General features: G+C 68.0%; 5 protein-coding genes. All 5 read left to right on the forward strand.

All coding sequences use genetic code 11. The features are described 5' to 3' along the window. Positions 1-140 precede the first annotated feature (140 nt). From AC0KWY_RS01965 to AC0KWY_RS01985, 5 genes are read left to right on the forward strand one after another with little or no spacing between them, the layout of a single operon-like run. Positions 141-12191: an SDR family NAD(P)-dependent oxidoreductase gene (locus tag AC0KWY_RS01965; protein WP_474029691.1), complete on the forward strand. Its 12051-nt coding sequence runs from the start codon at positions 141-143 to the stop codon at positions 12189-12191. A gap of 30 nt (positions 12192-12221) precedes the next feature. Next, positions 12222-19631 (forward strand): amino acid adenylation domain-containing protein, encoded by a 7410-nt coding sequence (locus tag AC0KWY_RS01970; protein WP_474027983.1) that lies wholly within the window; start codon positions 12222-12224, stop codon positions 19629-19631. Between the two features lie 27 nt (positions 19632-19658). Continuing rightward, positions 19659-20474, forward strand: coding sequence for an FkbM family methyltransferase (locus AC0KWY_RS01975; protein ID WP_474027984.1), 816 nt, complete (start codon positions 19659-19661; stop codon positions 20472-20474). A 14-nt stretch (positions 20475-20488) separates the two neighbouring features. After that, on the forward strand, positions 20489-21730 hold the full coding sequence (locus AC0KWY_RS01980; RefSeq protein WP_474027985.1) for a cytochrome P450: 1242 nt from the start codon (positions 20489-20491) through the stop codon (positions 21728-21730). Continuing rightward, positions 21727-22980 carry a hydroxymethylglutaryl-CoA synthase family protein gene (locus AC0KWY_RS01985; protein ID WP_474027986.1) on the forward strand — a complete coding sequence of 418 codons (1254 nt, stop codon included), beginning with the start codon at positions 21727-21729 and terminating at the stop codon, positions 22978-22980. Before AC0KWY_RS01980 ends, AC0KWY_RS01985 begins: the two co-directional genes overlap by 4 nt. The last annotated feature ends 18 nt before the right edge of the window (positions 22981-22998 follow it).

The raw sequence follows: 22998 nt of genomic DNA on the forward strand, positions 1-22998 counted from the left end.
CGGTATGCGCAACCTGATCGAGCAGGAACTGCGGGCCAAGGTCAAGGCCAGGCGTCCGGCCGTCCCGGCGGCGCCCGTCGAGCCTGCCGCTGCCCCGTTCAACGGCGGCCGACCGGCGTCTGGAACAGGATGTCGAGCGCCTGGCCATCGCCGCCCTGGGCGTTCCGGCCGAGCGCTTCAATGCACAGGAGAACCTGGCCAATTACGGCGTGGATTCGATCGCCATCACCGAACTGATGGCCCGGATTTCGCGTTTTCTCAGCATCTCGATTGCGCCCACCACCTTCTTCGAAGCCAAACATCTCAACGAACTGTGCGCCATCCTGCGCCGCCGCTACGGCCCGGCGATTGCCGCCCACTATGGCCAGGCGCCGGCCATCCCGTCCATGCCGGCCATGGCGGCCGGGACCGCCGCTCCCGTTCCGCGCATCCGGCCGGACGAAGCGCGTCTTGAGCCGTCGGCCATGGCGGCGCAGCGCCCGCCGCATATCGACACCTGGCTGCAGCGTCACGGGGTACGGGCGGTTTCGGCCAAGGCGGCGCTTGATACCCGGCCGGCCGACGCGCCGGCTCCTGCGGAGGTTCCCATCGCGGCCCCCGTGGCGATCATCGCGATGGCCGGGAAATTCCCGATGAGTCCCGATCTCGAGACTTTCCGCGAGCACCTGCGCCAGGGTAGCGACTGTATCGAGGAAATCCCCGCCAGCCGCTGGGATTGGCGAGCCGTCTGGGGCGATCCGAAAAAGGGGCCGTACAGCAATGTGAAATACGGCGGTTTCGTGCCCGGGTACGATCAGTTCGACGCCGCCTTCTTCAATATTTCGCCGAAGGAAGCCGAGCTGATGGACCCTCAGCACCGGCTGTTCATCGAATGCGTCTGGCAACTGATCGAAAGTGCCGGCTACGCGCCGGGCGCGCTGGCCGGGCGCAAAGTCGGTGTTTTCCTCGGCATCAACCTGCAGGATTACGTTGATCTGGCGAATCGCCAGGGATTGATGGAGGCGGTGCAGATGACCGGCCTCGGCCATGTTTTCTGTCCCAACCGGCTGTCCTTCCTGCTCGACATCCATGGTCCCAGCCAGGTCATCGACACCGCCTGTTCAAGCTCCCTGGTGGCGGTACACCGGGCGCTCATGAGCATCCGCCACGAAGGCTGCGAAATGGCCATCGCCGGCGGCGCCAACCTGATGCTGACGGCGACCCAGCACCTGATGTTCGCCAAGGTCGGCATGCTCAGTCCGGGCGGGCGTTGCCGGAGCTTTGCCGCCAGTGCCGACGGTTATGCCCGGGCCGACGGGGTCGGCGCCATCTTGTTGAAACGCCTCGATCTCGCCGAGCGCGATGGCGACCCCATCCTGGCGGTGATCCGTGGCTCGGCCGAGAACCATGGCGGGGCGGCAAGTTCGCTGACCGCGCCGAATCCGCGGGCGCAGGCCGAACTGATTATCGAGGCCCATCGCCAGGCGGCGATCGACCCGCGCAGCGTCGGTTTGATCGAATGCCACGGTACCGGCACCCGGCTCGGCGATCCGATCGAAATCGCCGGCCTGAAAATGGCCTTTGCCGAACTCTACCGGGAACGCGGCCTGCCGCCGCCCAGCCAGCCCCATTGCGGCCTCGGTTCGGTCAAGTCGAACATCGGTCATGCCGAAACGGCGGCCGGCATTGCCGGCCTGATCAAGGTCGTGCTCGGCATGGGGGATGGCCGGCGTTACCAGAGCCTGCATTGCGCCGAGCCGAATCCCCTGATCGAGCTGGCCGGCACGCCTTTCGAGTTGTTGGCGGCGGCCCGGCCGTGGCCGCGGCCGCAGATCGACGGCCAGGAACTGCCGCGGCGGGCTGCCGTCAGTTCCTTCGGGGCGGGCGGCGCCAACGCCCACCTGGTGCTGGAAGAGTATCGTCCGGCCAGCCGGCCGGCGGTGCGCCTCGCCGGTCCGGCGCTGATCCCGCTGTCGGCCCGTAATCAAGCCGGGCTGCGGGCCGTGGCGGCCAATCTGTTGGCCTGGCTGCGCCAGCAGCCCGAGTTGGGCGCGGAACAATTCGCCAGCCTGGTGTTCACGTTGCAGACCGGCCGCGATGCCTTGCGCCAGCGCCTGGCCTGCGTGGCGAGCGATGCCGGCGAACTGGCCGGGCAACTGGCCGCCTATCTGGCCGGCGATGCGCGCCTGGTCGTCCTCGGTGAGGTGGCGCGGGCGACCGCCAGCGCCCGGGACACGCTGCTCGCCGGCCAGTTGCCGCCGCTCGACCTGGCCCGCCAGTGGGTCGATGGCGCTGCCGTCGATTGGCTGGCCGCCTGGCCGACCCCGCCGCAACGTCTGGCTCTGCCGACCTATCCCTTCCAGCGCCAGCGTTTCTGGCTGCCGGCAGGGCAGCCCGTCGCCCAGGCTGGCGGACTGGATCTGCGCCCGGGCGAGGCCGGTAGTTATTATCTGGAATTGACCGGCAAGGAGTGCTTTCTCGCCGACCACCGGGTTAACGGCGTCCCGGTCCTGCCCGGCGTCGCCTACCTGGAGCTGGTCCGCCGAGCGGCGAAAGCGCAGGGCCTGGGCGATTTCTGCATCCGCCAGATGATCTGGCAAAAGCCGTTGGCGGTGACGGCGCCGGTCACCCTGGAAATCCGTTTGCCGGCCGAGGGCGATGCCTGGCCGCGGGCCGAGATCAGCAGCCGGGATGCCGCCGGTCAGCGCCAGGTGCACGCCCAGGCCCGCCTGGCGGCACGGGAGATTTCCGAGCGACCGGTGCGCCGCATCGACAGCCAGCACCCGGCAGAGTCGCAGCTCTTCGAGCCAAGCCAGATCTATCAGGCCTTCTCCGCCATCGGCATCGACTACGGGCCGGCCCATCGCGTCCTGCAATCGCTGCGCCTCGGCCGCGATGCGGCGGGGCGGCCGACATTGCTCGGCGAATTGCACCTGCCCGACAGCCTGGGCGCCAGCCTGGACGAGTTCGGGCTGCACCCCAGTCTGCTCGATGGCGCTTTCCAGGCGACCATCGGTCTCAGCCTGGGCCAGGCCGCAGCGGAAACGGCCTTGCCTTTCGCCCTCGACCGGGTCGATATCCATGGCCCGTGCACGGCGCGCATGTGGGTCGAGGTGCGGCATGCTGAAGCATCGACCGAGCACGGGCCGGTGCGCTCGCTGGATCTCGATTTGTTCGACGCGGCCGGGCTTTGCCGGGTCAGCCTGCACGGCTTCAGCACACGCCGTCTGGCGCCGGCGAGCGAAGTGCCGGACAGCACGCTGCCGTTCGCCGCCGACTGGCAGGAACTGCCGCCGGCCGGCCCGACAGCGGCGAGTTTTGCCCAACGTCTTGCCCTGCTTGGCACGGCAGCTGATCCAGCGGCGCTGACGAGCCTGCTGCCGGCCTGGCAATGCCAGGCTTTATCGACCGCCGGGGCGAGCCCGGAACAGCGCTTCGGTGCCGCCGCCGGGCATCTGCTGCAAGTCTTGCAGGACCTCGTCAGCGCGCCGCGCCCGGCGTCGCCGATCTTGCTGCAAGTCGTCGTCGAAGCCACCGGCCAAGACCTGCTGAGTGGCTTGAGCGGCATGCTGCAGACGGCACGGCTGGAATATCCATGGTTGTGCGGCCAGCTTGTCGAAAGCGAAAGCACGGGGGACAACGAGGCGCTGGCGGCACTGCTCCGGCGGGCCGCCGACTACCCCGATGTCGGCGAGTTTCGCCAGCAGTCGGGGCGACTGCTGCGGCCGGCCTGGCGCGAACTGGCGCTGGCCGGGCCGGACTCCGGCCCGCCACCGCAGCCCTGGCGGGCCGATGGCGTTTATCTGATCACCGGCGGGGCGGGCGGCCTCGGTCGTCTGCTGGTCGGCGACATCCTTCAACACGCGCCGACCGCCCGGGTCATTCTGGTCGGGCGTTCTGCCCTGGCCGGCGAACGAGCGGACTGGCTGGCGACCCGGCAAGCCGCCGGGGCGAAACTCGACTACCGCCTTGCCGACCTGACCGACGGCGCCGCCGTGAGCGCGCTGATCGGCGACTTGCGCCAGCAATACGGTCGTCTGCACGGTATCGTGCACGCGGCCGGTATCGTTTGCGACGAGAACCTGCGCCAGACAAGTCAGGCCGACCTGGCGCGCGTCCTGGCGCCGAAACTGGCAGGGGCGCTGAATCTGGATCGCGCCCTGGGCAACGACGAACTCGATTTCCTGGTCCTGTTCAGTTCGCTCAGCGGCGTCTTCGGCAATCCCGGGCAAGCCGGTTACGCCACGGCCAATGCCGGTCTCGAGCGTTTTGCCGAAGCCCGCGAAGCGCGCCGGGCGGCGGGTTTGTGCCAGGGGCGGAGCGTCGCCATCGCCTGGCCGCTGTGGCGCGAGGGCGGCATGCGCATGCCGGCTGCGAGCCTGCGGCTGATGCGCCAGAGCACGGGACTCGGCGAACTCGATAGCGCTGCCGGCCTCGATCTCCTGGCCCGGGCACTGGCCGGCGACAATTCCCGCTGGATGGTGCTGGCCGGCGATCCGTCGCGGCTTCGCCAACGTGTCGCGGCGCTCCACCAGCCGGCAGCAGCCCCCGCCATTTCGCCGCCGGCCGGGCTGGCCCTGAGCGGGCCGCTGCTCGCCGTCCTGATGCAGCGTGTCAGCCTGCAACTCAAAGTCGCCGAGAGCGATCTCGACCCCGATGTCGAACTGACCGAATACGGTTTCGATTCGATCAGCTTCACCCAGTTGGCCAACGACCTCAACGAACGCTTCGGGCTCGAACTGACGCCGACCCTGTTTTTCGAATATCCGACCCTGGCCGGGCTTGGCGCTTGCCTGATCGCCGATCACGGGGTAGCCATCGCGGCAAGTCTGGGGATCGCCGCGCCAGGGCGGCAAATGCCGTTGCCGGAAGTGTCGCCGCCAGAAACACCGCTGCCACCCCGGCTCGAGACGCCGCCGCCCGCGGCGCCGGATCTGCCACGGCCGACGGCAGTGCCGCCCGGCGTCACGGAGCCGATCGCCATCATCGGCCTGAGCGGCATCTTCCCGCAGGCGCCCGATCTCGAACAGTTCTGGGAAAACCTGCTGGCCGGTCGCGACTGCATCAGCGAAGTGCCGGCCGAGCGTTGGGACTGGCGCGACTGGTGGGGCGACCCGGCGACCCAGGCGAATCGCTGCATGATCAAGTGGGGCGGCTTCATCGACGGCCTGGCGGAATTCGACCCGGGGTTCTTCGGCCTCTCCGGCCCGGAAGCCCGCGCCATGGACCCGCAGCAGCGCCTGTTGCTGACCCAGACCTGGCGTTTGCTCGAAGGTGCCGGCTACGCGCCGCGCAGCCTGGCCGGCTCGCGCACCGGGGTCTTCATCGGCACCGCCGATACCGGTTACGGGCGGCTCGCCGCTGCCGCCGGGATGGGCGTCGAAGGCTATTCGATGACCGGTCTGGCGCCCTCGCTGGGGCCCAACCGGATCAGTTATTTCTTTGACTTTCACGGTCCCAGCGTCGCCGTCGAAACCGCCTGTTCCAGTGCCCTGGTCGCCATTCACCGGGCGATCGAGGCGATCCGCGGCGGCAGTTGCGATACCGCCATTGCCGGCGGCGTCAATGCCCTGTTGTCGGCCGAGGCCTTCGTCGGTTTCAGCAAGGCCGGCATGCTGGCGCCGGACGGGCGGTGCAAACCCTTTTCGGCGGAGGCCGATGGCTATGCGCGCGGCGAGGGCGTCGGCCTGGTTTTCCTGAAGCCGCTGGCCGCCGCCGAGCGCGACGGCGATCGTATCCTCGGCGTCATCCGCGCCAGCCTGGAAAACCATGGCGGCCGGGCCGCTTCGCTGACCGCGCCCAATCCCCGGGCGCAGGCCGAACTGTTGCGCCAGACCTGGCGGCGAGCCGGGGTCGATCCGCGCACGGTGAGCTATATCGAAGCCCATGGCACCGGTACGCCGTTGGGCGATCCCATCGAGATGGAAGCGCTGGGCGCCGCTTTCGCCGACCTCGATCGCGAGGCCGAGGCCGTGTACGGGCCGCAGCCGACGGTGCCCTGCGGCATCGGTTCGGTGAAGTCGAATATCGGCCACCTCGAACTGGCGGCCGGCGTCGCCGGCCTGAGCAAGGTGCTGCTGCAGATGGCGCACGGCACGCTGGTGTCCACCCTGCATTGCACGACGCTCAATCCCTATCTGAAACTGGCCGGCGGCCGTTTCCAGGTGGTGCGCGAAAACCGCCCCTGGCTTCGCCCGCGCGATGCCGCCGGGCGCGAATTGCCGCGCCGGGCCGGGGTCAGCAGTTTCGGCTTCGGCGGCAGCAACGCCCACCTGGTGGTCGAGGAATACCTGCCGCCGCCGGCCGCGGCGGCCGAATATCCGGTGACGCCGGCGCTGATCCTGCTGTCGGCGCGCAATGCCGAGCAATTGGTGCAGTCGGCGCGGCAACTGGCGGCCGGCATCGACGACCGCATGGCGTTGGCCGAAATCGCCTGGACCCTGCAGGTCGGGCGCAACGCCATGGAACACCGGCTGGCCTTCGCGGCGAGCAGTCACGCCGAGTTGCGCCAGCGTCTGCTGGCTTTTGCCGAAGGGCGCAGCGAGCCGGGGATGCATCTCGGCCAGGTCAAGGCCAACCGCGACACCCTGGCCATCATCGACGGCGACGAGGAAATGCGCCGGGCCGTGGCCAGCCTGCCGGCCCGTGGCAAGCACGACAGCCTGCTGCAACTCTGGGTGCGCGGCTTGCTGGTCGATTGGCCCAGCCTGCTGAACGGTGCCCGCCGCCCGGCGCGGCTCACGCTGCCCGGTTATCCCTTGGCGCGGACCCGTTACTGGCCGGGCGAGGGGGCAGCTCAGCCCGCCAGCAGCACGGTGGCGGACGCGGCGCCGGCGCCGAAGGCGGCGGTGGTCGTTGAAATTGCGCCGCTTGTCACCCCGGCAGTGCTGCCGCTTGCCGAACTTCCCGCGGATGCCTCACGGGATCGGGTCGCCCGGGCGCTCGCCGCGCTGGTCGATATCGCCGCCCGCGTGCTGGAGGTTGATCCTTCTGTCCTCGAAGCCGATACCGAACTCGGCGAATACGGTTTCGATTCGATCACCATGACCGGTTTTGCCAGCCGGACCAATGCCGAACTGGGCCTTGCCCTGAGCCCGGCGGACTTTTTCGAATTCGCCACGCTGGCCCGCCTGGCCCGGCATATCGCCGATAGCCCGGCCTTCGCGGCGGTTTCCGTGGAGAACGCCAGCAGTTCACCAGCCGCGGCAAGCGCGGCAAAACCGGCGCCACTCCGTGCCGTGCCGGCCGCGCGCCCGGCCGGGCCGGCGCCGGCCCGGCGCGAGCTGCCCTTGCCCGAGCCGATGAGCGATGCCGCCGATGCTGCGGTGGCCATCGTTGGTATCAGTTGCCGCCTGCCGATGGCGGACGATCTCGAGACTTTCTGGCAGAACCTGGTGGACGGCCGCGACTGCATCAGCGAAATCCCGGCCGAGCGCTGGGACTGGCGCGAAGTCTACGGCGACCCGAAAAAGGAGCCGACCAAGACCAACATCCGCTGGGCCGGCTTCATCGACGGCGTGTTCGAGTTCGATCCGCTGTTTTTCGGCATTTCGCCGCGCGAAGCCAAGCTCATGGATCCGCAGCAGCGCCTGCTGCTCACTCACGCCTGGAAGGCATTGGAAGACGCCGGGCACGCGCCGCGCTCGCTGGCCGGCCGGGCGGTCGGGCTGTTCGTGGCGACCTCGTCGAGCGGCTACCGCGAAATGATCGGTGCCGATACCGGCGGCGAAGGCTATGTCGCGACCGGTGCCGTCCCTTCGGTCGGCCCCAACCGGGTCAGCTATTTCCTCGATTGGCACGGTCCCAGCGAGCCGGTCGAAACCGCCTGCTCAAGTTCCCTGGTGGCGCTGCACCGCGCCCTGCAGGCAATGCGCAACGGCGATTGCGAAATGGCCCTGGTCGGCGGCGTCAATACCATCGTCACGCCGGAAGCCCATATCAATTTCGCCAAGGCCGGCATGCTGTCGCCGGACGGTCATTGCCATACTTTTTCGGCCGAGGCCAACGGTTACGCGCGGGGCGAGGGGATAGGCATGATCGTCCTGCGCCGGCTGGCCGACGCACAGCGCGACGGGGACCACATCTACGGCCTGGTCCGGGGGACGGCCATCAATCACGGCGGGCGGGCCAATTCGCTGACCGCGCCGAATACCGCCGCCCAGTCGGCGGTGCTCAAGGCGGCCTATCAACGGGCCGGGGTAGCGGCCGCCAGCGTCGGCTACATCGAAGCGCACGGCACCGGCACGCCGCTCGGCGACCCGGTCGAAATCAACGCCCTGAAGTCGGCTTTCCGCGACCTCGGTGTGCCGGCCGGGACGACCGCGCATTGCGGCATCGGCGCCGTCAAGAGCAGTATCGGCCATCTCGAACTGGCGGCCGGCATGGCCGGCATCATCAAGGTGCTGCTACAGATGCGGCACCGCACGCTGGTGCGCAGCCTGCATTGCACCCCGCTGAATCCCTACATCGATCTTGGCGGCAGCCCATTTTTCATCGTCGGTGAAAACCAGCCGTGGCCGGCGCTGCGCGATGAATCCGGGCAGGAAATGCCGCGCCGCGCCGGGGTCAGCAGTTTCGGCTTCGGTGGGGTGAATGCCCACGTCGTACTTGAGGAATATTTGCCGGCGGCCGCCGCCGAGCCCCAGCCCGAGTTTGGTCGGCCGCTCATCGTGCCCCTGTCGGCGCGCGATGAGGTGCGACTGGGCGAGCAGGTCGAACAATTGCTGGCCGCCGTGCAGAGCGGCCGCCATGGCGAGGCCGACCTGGCCGACCTGGCGTGGACCCTGCAAGTCGGTCGGGAAGCGATGAAATATCGCTTGGCCGTCGTTGTTTCCAGCCTCTCGGAACTGGCCGCCGAGTTGCAGGCCTGGCAGGCAGGGCAGGCGTGTTCGGTATGCAGCGCCCGGGTCGAAAGCGGCCTGCCCGCGGCCGTCGGGTCCTTGCCGGCAGTGGCGGCGCAATGGGTGCGCGGCGCCGAAGTCGATTGGCCGGGGCTGGCCGGGGGGCCGCGCCGCCGACTCAGTCTGCCGAGCTACCCGTTTGCCCGCGATACCTACCGGATCGGGTCGGTCCCGACCCCGTCCACGCCATCGCAGCTCCCGGCCAGCGCCGCGCTCGTGCGCCGGACGGCGGAGGGGGCGATGCTGGTGACGCTTGATGCCCAGGCTTTCTATCTGCGCGACCACCGGGTCCAGGGCCAGCGCGTCCTGCCGGGCGCGCTGAGCGTCGAACTCGCCCGCCAGGCCCATGTTTTGCAACACGGCCCGGCGCCGCTGACGCTGACCCAGGTCGTCTGGCAGCAAGCGGTGACGGCGGGGGACGGGGCGCTGGTCATGCGCCTCGACCTGCTCGACGAACCAGCCGGCGACGGCGCGCCGAGCCGCTTCCAGCTTCGCGCCGGCAGCGCGCCGGGCGGTGTCGTCCATGTCCAGGGCCTGATCGGGCCGCTGACCGGCGCGCCGGCGCCGCAGCCGCTGGCCATCGACAGCTTGCGTCAACGTTGTCCGAATCCGGCGGGACGGGACTGGTTGTATGAGCGCTATGCGGCGCTCGGTCTCGATTACGGTCCGGCTTTCCGGGTGATCAGCGAACTGCACCTCGGTGCCGACGAGTTCCTCGCCCACCTCGAATTGCCGGCCGCGGCGGCAAGCAGCGAAATTTTCGGCATCCACCCGGTGTTGCTCGATGGCGCCTTCCAGGCCTGCCTGGGGCTTTTCGCGGCGCCCGGCGATGGGCCCGGCGCGGCCCGCGCCGCCTTGCCTTTCGTGCTCGAACAGCTGCATTCCTATTGCCCGACGTGCGCGGAAATGTGGGTTCATGGTCGCCTGTTGCCGGGGCAGGGCGCGGTTCGCCGGATCGATCTCGATCTGGCGGATGCCGAGGGCCGGATCTGTCTCGAAGTCCGCGGCTTTTCGCTGCGCCTGCTCGCCCCGCAGCCGCTGAGCGTGCCGGCCGGGGCGCCCCTGGCGGCTGCGGCCCAGGCTTACCTGGCCGGCCTGGTGGCGGCCGAAGCGGCGCTGGCGGTGGAAGCCATCGAGCCGGAGGCGGCGCTCGAAGCCTATGGCATCGATTCGATCATGATCACCCGCCTGACCGAACGTCTGGAGCAGGATTTCGGCAGCCTGCCGAAGACCCTGTTCTTCGAGTACCAGACGCTGGCGGCGCTGGCTGAATATTTCCTGGCCAACCATGCCGGACGCCTGGCGACGCTGTGCGGCAGCCCGCCGGGAACACTAGCCACCGACATTGCCCGGGCGGCGGCGCCGGCCAGTTCTTCGGCCAGCCTTGCCGCCGATGAAGGCATTGCCATCATCGGTCTGGCCGGCCGTTACCCGGGCGCCGACAACCTCGAGGAATTCTGGGCCAATCTGGCGGCCGGGCACGACGCCATCAGCGAAGTGCCGCTCAGCCGCTGGGATCACAGCCGCTATTACGATCCGCAGCGCGGTACGCCGGGCAAGACCAACAGCAAATGGGGCGGTTTCATCGCCGATCACGACTGTTTCGATCCGCTGTTCTTCAACATGGCGCCGCGTGAAGCCGGCTACCTCGATCCGCAGGAGCGCCTGTTCCTGCAATGTGCCTGGGAAACCCTCGAGGATGCCGGTTATACCCGCGCCAGCCTGGGCCGCGCTGCGCCGCCGATGGCCGGCGCCAGTGTCGGTGTCTTTGTCGGCGTGATGTACGAGGAATACCAGTTGTACGGCGCCGAGAGCACGCAGCGCGGCGAGCCGCTGGCCCTTTCCGGCAGCGCCGCGTCGATTGCCAACCGGGTCTCCTACTTCTGCAATTTTCACGGTCCCAGTCTGGCCGTGGACAGCATGTGTTCGTCCTCGCTGACCGCCATCCACCTGGCCTGCGAAAGCCTGCGCGCCGGCAGTTGCGACGTGGCGCTGGCCGGTGGGGTCAATCTGACCCTGCATCCGAACAAATACCTGGCCCTTGCCCAGGGGCGGTTCACGTTGAGCCAGGGGCGTTGCGAGAGTTTCGGTGAAGGTGGTGACGGCTATGTGCCGGGCGAAGGCGTCGGCGCCGCGCTGCTCAAGCCGCTGTCGCGGGCGGTGGCTGACGGCGACCGGATTTACGGGGTGATCCGCGCCTCGGCGCTCAATCACGGCGGCAAGACCAACGGCTACGCGGTGCCCAATCCGCAGGCCCAGACCGCGGTGATCGAGCGGGCGCTGGCCCGGGCCCAGATCGAGCCGGAAGCGATCAGTTATATCGAGGCGCACGGCACCGGCACCCGGCTCGGCGATCCGATTGAAATCGCCGCGCTGACCCGGGCCTTCCGCAGCCGGACCGAGGCCAGGGGCTATTGCGCCATCGGTTCGGTCAAATCGAACATCGGCCACGCCGAAAGCGCCGCCGGCATCGCCGGCCTGAGCAAGGTGCTGTTGCAGATGCAGCATGGCCAGTTGGTGCCTTCGCTGCACAGCGCCCGGCTTAATCCGGGGATCGATTTCGCCGCCACGCCTTTCGTCGTCCAGCAGCAACTCGCGCCCTGGCCGCGCCCGGTCGGTGGCGCCCGGCTGGCCGGCTTGTCGTCCTTCGGCGCCGGCGGCAGCAATGCCCATCTGCTGATCGAGGAATATGTCGCGCCGCTTGCCGCGCCGTTGCCGACCTTCAGCCTGGCCAACCCCGGCGTCTTTCCCTTCTCGGCGCGCGATGAGCAGGGGCTGCGGGAAGTGCTGCGGCGGATGCGCGAGGCGCTTGCCCGGCTTGACGACGCTGCCCTGCCGGCGTTGGCCAATGGGCTGCAAGCCGGGCGCGAGGCTTTTGAACAACGCCTCGTGCTGTTGGCCGCTGATCGTCAGGACTTGCTGGCCGGCCTGGATGCCCAACTGCTCGCCGACGGTGGGCTGGCCGGTCGCGTCCATTGTCCGCCAGCGCTCGCGCAGGCCGGCGCGGCGCCAGCCCTGGCCCGCCAGTGGGCGGCGGGGCAGCCGGTCGATTGGGCGGTATTGTGGCCGGCCGGGCCTCGGCCGCCCAAGATCAGCCTGCCGACCTATCCTTTTGCCCGCCAGCGCTGCTGGATTCCGGGCGCAGCGGAGGCGACGACGGCTCGCGCCGTGGCCAGCACGATCGAGCCGCCGGCGGCAAGGCGCAGCATTCTGCCCGAGACGGAAAGCGGGTCGGCGACGCCGCCCTTGCTGTTTGCCCCGCACTGGCAGTCGCGGCCATGTTCGGCCAGCCAGCCGCCGGCCGAACGTTGACGGCTCGTCTTTTGCGAACCGCTGGCGGCATTGGACGCCGGCGCGCTGGCTGCCCTGGCGCCGGCGGACTGCCATCTTCTCGATCAACGCCCGGCGCCGGTGGATGTGCGCTATACCGGCTACGCCGTGGCGCTGCTTGGCTTGCTGCAGGATCTGTTGCGCGAGCGTCCGGCGCGGGCTTTGCTCCAGGTGGTGGTGCCGGAAAGCGGGGAAGGGCGCCTCTTCGAGGGACTGGCCGGACTGTTGCGCAGCGCCCAACTGGAGCACCCGGCGTTGCGCTGCCAACTGCTCGCCTGCTCGGCAAGCGGCGATGAACTGCTCGGGATACTGGATCAGGAATCAAGCAGCGACGATCTCCAGGTTCGGCGTCCGGCCGGCCAGCGCTGGGTGCGGCAATGGCAGGAAGTGCTGCCTTCCGGCGGCGCAGGTGTGCCCTGGAAAGCGGGTGGCGTTTACCTGATCACCGGCGGCAGCGGCGGCGTCGGCCTGCTCCTGGCCGAGGAAATTGCCCGCCGGGCGCGCGACACGGTGCTCTGCCTGGTCAGCCGGCAGGCGCCGAACGAGGTCCTGGCGGCCCGCCTGTCAAACTTGCCGGCCCACGTCATCCATCGGGCCGTCGATGTTGGCGACGCTGCGGCGGTGGCTGGGCTGATTGCCGAACTCGAGCGAACCTACGGCCGGCTCAACGGCATCGTCCATGCGGCCGGCCTGAATCGGGACAAACTGCTGCTGCGCAAGAACGCCGGGGAAATGCGCGAAGTGCTGGCGCCCAAGGTCGCCGGCCTGCATTACCTCGACCAGGCGAGTGCCGGCTGCGCCCTCGACTTCATGCTGCTGTTCGCCTCGGCGACCGGCGCCCTGGGCAATCCCGGGCAAGCCGACTACGCCTGCGCCAACGCCTGGCTCGATGCCTTCGCCAGCCAGCGCAACGAACTTTGCCGGCAAGGCTTGCGCCAGGGACGGACCCTGGCCATCGACTGGCCCTATTGGCAGGATGGTGGCATGCGTCTGAGCGCCGGGCAGATCGAGGCGATGACCGCCGCCAGCGGGCTGCTGCCGCTCAGTACCGGGCGGGCCATGCAAGCCCTCGATCTGGCCTGGGCGGTGGAGCAGGACCAGGTCCTGGTGCTCGACGGCGAAGCCGGGCGGCTGCGTCGCCTGTTGCAGACGCCGACGGAAGCGGAGCGCGGCGCCCCTGCCGCTACCCTGCCGTCACCGGATGGCGCCGGGATTCAGCCCGCAGCCCTGAAGGCCAGAACGCAGGCCTGGCTGGCCGGGCAACTGGGCGAAATCATCGGCCTGCGACCCGAAGACATCGACCCGCAGCAGACGGTGGATCGTTATGGCATCGACTCGGTCCTCGCCATGCAGATGATCGAGGCGCTGGAGCGCGATCTCGGCCCGCTGGCCAGGACCCTGCTTTTCGAATACCCGAGTCTGGCGCAACTGGCGGCGGCGCTGCTTGCCTCGCATGGCCACCAACTCGCGGCGCTGCTCGGTGATCCCGAGCCGCCGCCGGCAGCGGCCAGCCAGATACCGGACAGTGCCGCATCGTTGGCGCCCACCAGCAGCGGGCCGACGGCGAACTCCGGCCCGGATGTCGCCGTGCTCGCCGTTGCCGGCCGCTATCCGGGCGCCGACAGCATCGAGGCGTTCTGGGATGTCTTGCGCGAAGGCCGGGATTGCGTCAGCACCGTGCCGCCCGAGCGCTGGGACCATAGCCGCCTGTATTCGCCGGAGAAGGGCAAGCCGGGCAGCAGTTACTGCCAGTGGGGCGGCTTTCTTTCCGACGTCGATTGTTTCGATCCGGCATTCTTCGGCCTGAGTCCGCGCGATGCGATCCTGATGGATCCGCAGGAACGCTTGTTCCTGCAGACCGTCTGGCATCTGCTCGAGCGGGCGGGGCATCCGCGCAGCCTGTTGCAGGAGCGCTATGCGGCGCGGGTCGGGGTCTATGTCGGGGCGATGTATCAGCCCTACCATGCGGTTGAAACCGATGCCGAGAGCCGTACCCTGGTGTCGCTTTCCTCCTCGGCCCCGCTGGCCAACCGGGTGTCCTTCTTCTTCGACCTCCAGGGGCCGAGCGTCGCGGTGGACAACATGTGTTCCTCCGGCCTGCAGGCCGTCCATCTGGCGGTGCATAGCCTGCAGCGCGGCGAATGCCGGCTGGCCATTGCCGGTGGCGTGAATCTCAGCCTGCATCCGGCCAAGTACATCGGGCTGGCCCGGGCCGGCTTGCTGGGCAGCCATGCCGACAGCCGCAGCTTTGCCGATGGCGATGGTTACCTGCCGGCCGAAGGGGTCGGTGCGGTATTGTTGAAGCCGCTGGCCGATGCCGTGCGCGACGGCGATCCGATTCTCGCCGTGATCAAGGGCAGCGCCGCAAATCACGGCGGGCATTCGGCTGGTTACGGGGTGCCCAGCGCCGACGCCCAGGCCCGCCTGATCGAGGAAAATCTGCAAAGTGCCGGCATCGATCCGCGCAGCATCGGCTATGTCGAAGCCGCCGCCAATGGTTCGGCGCTCGGCGACGCACTGGAAATCCGGGCGCTCAGCCGGGCCTTCGGCAAATTTTCCCTGCCTCCCGCCGCCTGCGCCATCGGTTCGGTGAAATCGAACATGGGCCATGCCGAGGCCGCCTCCGGCCTGGCCCAACTGACCAAGGTCCTGCTGCAACTGCAACACCGGCAACTGGTGCCCGGCGTGCGCGAGGCGCGGTCCAATCCGCACCTCGATTTCGCCGGTACGCCGTTTCGCCTGCAGCGCCAACTGGCCGCCTGGCCCCGGGTGCAAATCGACGGAGCGGAACTGCCGCGGCGGGCCACCGTGAGTTCCTTCGGTGCCGGCGGCTCGAACGTGCACCTGATCCTCGAAGAAGCGCCGTCAATCGTCCTGCCGCCGGAAGCGCCGCCCCGGGCGCAGCGTTTTCCGCTGTCGGCGCGCGATCCGCGAGGCCTGGCCGCCTGGCGGGCCTTGCTCGCCGACTATGTCGAGCAACATCCCGAGCTGTCGCTGGCCCGTCTGGCCGCCACCTTGCAATATCGCCGGGAAAACCTCGGCTACGGCTGCGAACTGGTCGCCAGTACTCGCCAGGAGCTGCTCGCTCAGCTAGCAACTGCCGATCCGTCTCCAACGGCGAGCGGCGCGTCCGTGGCGCCGGCTGATCCCAGCCTGCCGCCCCTCGTCCTGCCCGACTATCCCTTTGCCCGCGAGCATTACTGGTTGCCGGCCCCGGCCGCCGCGAATGGCGCATCTGCTATCGACGCTCAGCCCTTGGCCGCAACCCCCGACAGTCCCCCGGAAATCCTGGCGCTGATTCTCGATCTGCTGGCCAACGAATTGCGCCTGCCGCCGGAGCAGGTGACCGAGGACCGTCCATTCCGCGATCTCGGGGCCGACTCGATGACCGGCCTGCGCCTGATTTACGGCATCGGTGAGGCGACCGGCGTGCAATTGCGCCATGCCGATCTGCGGGATTTTCCGACGCCGGGCAGCCTGGCGGCCGAAGTCCGGGCGCGCCGGCCCGGAAACGTATCGCAGCCCGTGCCAGGCGCACTCGATGCCGGCCTGCTTTCCGCCGGCCAGCAGGGCTTGTTACTCTGGCAACAGCTCTATCCGGCATCGTCGGCTTATAACGTACCCCTGGCTTTCCGGCTCGGGGCGGTCGATCTGGGGGCACTGGAAGGCAGTTGCCAGGCAATGCTCGCCGCCTGGCCGATACTCGACCAGCAGCTGAGCGTAACGGAGGGGGCGGCGCCGCGCTGGCAGGCAAGGAAAAGCGCTGCTGCGGTCTTGCTCAAGCAACTGCCTGTGCCCGCCGATGTCCCGCCGGAAGCCTTTCTCCGGGCGCGCAGCCAGCGTCCTTTCGATCTCTTCGGCGAGCGGCCGATTCGCTTCGAATTGCTGCGCGGCGAGCCGGATGTCCTGCTCATCTTGGTCCACCATATTGTCTTCGACGGGCTTTCGGCATTGCATTTCAGTCGCTATTTCTGGCAATGCTATGGCTGTCTGGCGGCCGGCCGGCCCCGCCCGGCCCCGCCCGTCGCGGCGGATTTCGCCGAGTTCGTCGGCTGGGAGCAGGATTATCTGCACAGCCCGGCCGGGCAAACCGATCTGGCCTACTGGCAGGCGCAACTGGCGGGCGAATTACCCGTCCTGGGCCTGCCCGCCGACCGCCGCCCCGAACCCGGGCAGGCGCTGCTCGGCGCCAGTCTGGAAAGACGCCTGCCGGAAGCCCTGAACCTTGCCGCGCGCGCCTCGGCGCGGGCGCTGGGGATCGACCTTTCGGCCTTTTTCCTCGGTGCCCTGCATATCCTGCTTTACCGCTATACCGGGCAGACGGACATCCTGATCGGCGTCCCGACGCTGGGCCGGTCGGCCCAGCGGTTTGCGCAGTCGATCGGCTATTTCGCCAATCTGCTGGCGATTCGTTGCGGGCCGCGCGGCGAACTGCCGGCCGGCGAGTTCCTGCGCACCGTCCAGGCGCGCTTGAGTGCCGGCCTGGATCATGCGGCCTGGCCGTTTGCCGGTTTGTGTCAGCCATCGGCAGCGCCGGCGAGCCAGGGGACGGGAAGGCGGCTGCCGGGCCAGGCGCCGCTCGACGTAGTGTTCGCCTGGCAGAATTTCCTGGTGCCCGAGGATCTCGCCAGCCTGGCCGGCATTCCGCTCAGCCACTGCGCCGAGCTGCGCCAGGAAGGCGATGTGCCGCTGGCGCTGGAAATCTACCCGGATGGCGAAACGCTACGCCTGGTGGCGGTTTTCGATCAAGGCCGCTTTGCTGCATCGCGCATCGAACGCCTGCTCGATCATTACCAGCAGTTGATCGCTTCGATCTGCGCCCAGGTCGAAACGCCGCTCGGCCGGCTGGAGATGCTGACGGCGGCCGAGCGCCAGCAACTGCTGGTCGACTGGAATGCCGCGCCGGCACCGGCGATGGCGCCCGGCACGGTCATCGACTGGATCGCCGGGCAAGCCGCCCGGACACCCAGCGCCACGGCGCTGGTCGTCGGCGATCAGCGCCTGACTTATCGGCAACTGCTGCTGCGCGCCCAGGGGCTGGCACTCTGCCTGAGCAACTGGGGCGTGCGTCCCGGTCAGCCGGTCGGGGTGCTGCTCGAGCGCGGCGCCGACAGTATCGTTGCGCTGCTGGCCGTCCTTCAGGCCGGGGCCATCTGGTTGCCGCTCGATGCCGACAGTCCGGACCCTCGTCTGGCCTTGATCCTGCAAGATGCAGCGCCGGCTCTGGTGATCGCCGAAGCGACGACCTGGCGGCGTTTGCCGGTCGAAACCGTGCCCGTGCTGTTGATCGAGCAACTTCCCGCCGTCGCCGAAGATGCGGTGGCGCCAGTCGCCCTGTCCACCGTCGCCCCGGACAGCGCGGCCTACCTGATCTACACCTCGGGGTTGACCGGCCAGCCGAAGGGTGTTGCCGTTGCCCACCGGGCGCTGGCTACCCATTGCGCGGCGGTGATCGAGCACTATCGACTGACCCCGGCGGACCGGGTATTGCAATTCGCGGCGCTGCACGTCGATGCCGCGCTCGAGCAAATCCTGCCCAGTCTGGCCTGTGGCGCCCAACTGCTGATGCGGGAACGGGAAATCTGGCCAGCCGAGACGCTGGCCGCCGTTTTGGATGCGCACTCGATCAGCGTCGCCGACCTGCCGCCCGCCTATCTGCGCGATGTGCTGCTGGCCTGGGCGAGGGAAGGGCGGGAGCGTGTCCATTGCCCACGCTTGCTGATCGTCGGTGGTGAAGCCCTGACGCCGGAACTGGTCCGTCTGTGGCGGCAAAGCCCGCTGGCCGGCGCCCGCTTGCTGAACGCCTACGGGCCGACCGAAACGACGATCACCGCGACCGTTCATGAAGTCCCGGCCAGTGACCCGGCCGGGCCGCTGCCGATTGGCCGCCCCTTGCCAGGCGGCCGGGTCTATATCCTCGATCCGGATGGCAATCCGCTGCCGGAAGGCGTGCCGGGCGAACTGTTCATCGGCGGTGAGCGGGTTGCGCTCGGTTACTACGGGCAGCCGGCCCTGACGGCCGGCAGTTTCCTGGCCGATCCCTTTGCCTCGGGCGCGGGGCGCCTCTACCGCAGCGGCGACCTGGCCAGCTTCATTCCGGGCCGCCAGGGATTGATCGCCTTTCACGGGCGCCGGGATTATCAGCTCAAGATACGCGGCTTTCGCATCGAGCTGGGCGAAATCGAAGCCACCCTGCGTGCCGCCGGACTGCGGGATGTGGTCGTCCTGGCCCGCAAGCGGGACAAGGGCGAGCCTGCCCTGGTGGTCTACGCAGTGCCCGATGGGCAGCCTGACGAAGCCGCGCTGCGCCGCTTTCTTGCCGCCCGCCTGCCCGCGGCGATGCTTCCCGGCGCTTACGTCTTTCTCGATGCCTTGCCGCTGACGGCGGGCGGTAAACTGGATCGTTCGACCTTGCCGGCGCCCGGCTCGCTTGCTGGTGACCGACCAGAAGTCCTGACCGATCCGACCGAACGCCAACTGGCCGGGATCTGGTGTTCCTTGCTGGGTCTGTCGAGCGTTGCCCCAGGCGATGATTTCTTTCTCTGCGGCGGGCATTCGCTGCTCGCCCTCGGCTTGCTGGCGGCGCTGCGCCGCGAGTTCGGCCTGCAGTTGTCGATGGCCGCGCTGTTGGCCGCGCCCAGCCTGCGTCAGCAAGCCCAACTGTTGCGCGGCGAAGCCGCAGCGGCGGCCGCCACGGTGCTCGTGCCGTTGCACGCCGGGGTCGGTGCGCCACTGTTCTGCCTGCATCCGGTGGGTGGCGGGGTCGGTTGTTATCGCCAACTGGCCGACCACCTCGCGACCCGCCGTCCGATCTATGGCCTGCAATCGCCGGCCCTCGACGGGGCCATGCCGCCCGCCGATCTGCCGGCCATGGCGGCCTGCCTGCTGGCCGCGCTGCGCACGGTGCAGGCGACGGGGCCGTATCACCTTGCCGGTTGGTCGCTGGGCGGCGTGCTGGCCTACGAGATGGCGCAGCAACTGTCTCAGGCTGGCGAACGGGTGAAATTGCTGGCCCTGATCGACAGCTACACGCCGGCCTTGCTGAACCGTCTGGAAACAGCCGAAGGCCCGGCGGGTCTCTCGCTGGCCCGGGGCTTTGCCGAGGATCTGGCGGCGATGCGAGGGGCTGACGTCGTTCTGCCGGCGGAACAAGAAGCCCACCTGTCGGAGATTTTCCAGACCCATGCCCTGGCCCTCCGGAATTACCAGCCGGCGCCCTATGCCGGTGCCGTGCTGTTGTTTACCGCCAGTCAGCCAGCCCCTGTCGAGCCGACCCACGGCTGGCGGGAGTGGGTTCGTGGCGAACTGTCGGTGGTCGAGTTGCCAGGCGACCATTACCACCTGCTGCAGGCACCGGGCGTGCTTCAACTCGCAGACCACCTGCTGGCCGGTCTGGATGATCCTCGTCAGTTTGCCAAATAGATACTTGCCCCTATGATTGGACACAAAATGCCCTCAATCCCGAATCTCACGACCTTGCCCGACGGCCGGCCAATCCACTGCGTCAATGCCTATGAAGTGGACTTTTCGGTTCACGAAATTTTCAACGACGATCTTGCCAGACATGGCATCGAACTGCCGCCGGACGGCATTTTCCTGGACGTCGGCGCCAATATCGGCCTCTTTTCCCTGCATCTGCTCGATCTCTGTCCAGCCGCTCAGGTCTATGCCTATGAGCCGATGCCGGAAGCCTTTGCCGCCCTGGAGCGCAACCTGGCCGGCAAGGGGCAGGCTTTCGCGATGGGGCTGGGGGCAACGCCGGGGGAGATCGAGTTCGAGTACTTTCCCGGCATCACCGCGCTGTCCTCAAGCCATGGCGCGGTGCGGGAAGAACTGGTCAAGGGGATGCGGGAAATATTGTTCGGCGCGCCCGCCGATCAGGAGGTGGCGGAGCTACTGGAGAAGACCGGGGCCAGCGAACGGAGCGTGGCGGACCCGGCGTCGCTCGAGAGCTTGTTCTCGTCCCGCACGGTCCGGGCTTCGATCGATACGCTGGCGAACCAGATCGACAAGCATGGACTGAGCCGCATCGACCTGCTCAAGATCGATACCGAGGGCGCCGAGAAGGATGTGCTGGCCGGTCTGGGCGAGGCCAACTGGAATCTGGTCCGGCAGTTGGTCGTCGAGGTTCACCTCGGGCGGGCCGAGACGGATCTGATGCAGCAACAAATCGCGGCACGCGGTTTTCACACCACGATCGGCCATCATCCATTGGCCAATGCCGTCATGCCGGTTTTTCACATTTATGCTAAACGTCTCAACTAAAAAGGGAGAGTGCAATGAATGCCATCGTCGACGAGATTAACTGGTGGGGAACGCTGCAGGACAAGTCATTTCTCACCGATCCCTATCCGCAGTTGAAAGCGTGGCGTGAGCTTGGCGCCGTGCACCATGATCGGGCTTCGGACATCTACTTCGTCCTGGGGCACAAGGAGTTCGCCAAGATGGCCCGGGCGCCGCAAATGGGTCGCGACACCAGCAAGTGGCGCGACGGTTGGGCTTCGCCGGAAGCGCGCGCGCGGAATCCCGAGTCCTATCAGTTGTTCTCCGAAATCCAGCCGCAGATGATCAACGTCAATGGCGCCGATCATGCGCGCATGCGGGGCGTCTTCGAAAACGCCTTCAGGCCGGCCGCGATTGCTGCCATGGCGCCGATGATCAAGGCCGAGGCGGACCGCTTGCTCGAAGCGCTGGGCGACGGCGGCGAGGTCGATCTGATCAAGTGTTTCGCCGCGCCAATGCCGTTACGGGTACTGTGCAATCTGCTCGACATCCCCGCCGAGATGGACGAAAGCATCCGGAACTGGAGCGCCTCGATGATCCGCGTGCTCGACATCATGACCACGCAGGAAACCCGGCATGAAGCGCTGGTGGCGCTGCACGAGTTCAAGGCCTACCTGACCGGTTTCCTGGCCGAGCGGCGAAAGGACCCGGGCGAGGGGATCATCGCTGCCTTGCTGGCCGCCTCCGATGCCGGCATCCTGAATCCGGAGGAAACCTTGATGAACCTGGTTTCCATGTTGATCGCCGGCCATGAGACCACGGTGACCTTGATCGGCAACGGCATGCTTTCCCTGCTGCGCCATCCGGATCAACTGGTCAGGCTGCGCGCCGACCGCAGCCTGACGCCGCTGGCGGTGGAAGAATTCCTGCGCTATGAGCCGGGCGGCAACATGATCCTGCGCGTCGCCACCGAGGATTTCCCGGTGGGCGATAAGGTGATTCCCGCCGGTTGCATGGTCCTTGGCCTGATTGGCGCAGTCAACCGCGACCCGCTCAGTTTCGTCGATCCGGACCAACTGGACGTCGGCCGCAGCCCGAATCATCACTTCACCTTCGGCGCCGGTGCGTACACCTGCATCGGTGCCGGTCTGGCCCGCCTGGAAGGACAGATCGCCTTCGACGCCTTGCTCGATCGCTTTCCCAGCATCGAACTGGCGGGCGAGGCATGCTGGCGTCTGGATCGGGTCAATGCGCGGGGGCTGGAAAACCTGCCCGTGCGCCTGGGGAGAGGCGGGTGATTGCTGCCGGTATCGAGGCCCTCAATGTCTACGGGGGCAGCGCCTACATCGACGTTCACGAACTGTGCCGGTACCGCGGTCTGGACATGCCGCGTTTCGAGAACCTGCTGATGAAGGAAAAGGCGGTGGCGCTGCCCTACGAGGATCCGGTCAGCTTCGCCGTCAATGCCGCTCAGCCGCTGGTCGCCGCATTGTCGGAGGAGGAGCGGGGGAGGATCGAGATGGTCATCACCTGCACCGAGTCCGGCATCGATTTCGGCAAGTCGCTGAGCACCTACGTCCATGGTCTCCTCGGGTTGAAAGCGAACTGCCGGCTGTTCGAAATCAAGCAGGCCTGCTATTCCGGGACCGCCGGCTTGCAGATGGCGATCAATTTCATCCTCTCCGGCACCTCGCCCGGCGCCAAGGCCCTGGTCATCGCCAGCGACATTTCGCGCTTCGCGCTCGATGATGCCAGCGCCATCCAGGAATGGGCCTACTCGGAGCCGACTTCGGGGGCGGGGGCGGTGGCCGTCCTGGTCTCCGAGACGCCGGCCCTGTGGCGCATCGATCCGGGGGCCTACGGCAATCACGCCTTCGAGGTGATGGATACCTGCCGCCCCGGTCCCGACAATGAGGCGGGCAATGCCGATCTGTCGCTGATGGCCTATCTCGATTGCTGCGAGCAGGCTTATCGCGACTACGCGCGCCGCGTCGAAGACGTCGATCTGCGCCGCAGTTTCGACTATCTGTGCTTCCACACACCGTTCGGCGGCATGGCGAAGGGGGCGCACCGCCAGTTGATGCGCAAGATCGCCAAGGCGACGCCGGCCGAAACGGAAGCTGACTTCAATCAGCGCGTCGCGAGCAGCCTGCATTTCGGCCAGCGCGTCGGCAATACGGCGGGCGCCTCGGTCCTGCTGGCCCTGGCCGGCACGCTGGAAGTTGGCGATTTCAGTCAGGCCCGCCGGATCGGCATGTTTTCCTACGGTTCGGGTTGCTGCTCGGAGTTCTACAGCGGCGTGGCCAGTGCCGAAGGCCAGGCGCGGCTGCGCCGGATGGCTATCGGGGCGGCTCTGGATCAGCGATATCGCCTGTCCATGGAAGAATATGAGACCCTGTTGCGGGGTAGCGCGGTGATTCGTTTCGGCACCCGCGACGCCGAACTCGATCATCAACTGATCCCCGGCGCCTGGCCCGCCTTTGCGGCCGGCCAGCGGCTGGTCCTGGCGCGGGTGAAGGACTACCACCGGGAATACCGCTGGGTCTGAGACAAGAACGAAACAAGG

This window comes from Azonexus sp. MM2026_4, from assembly GCF_055901855.1.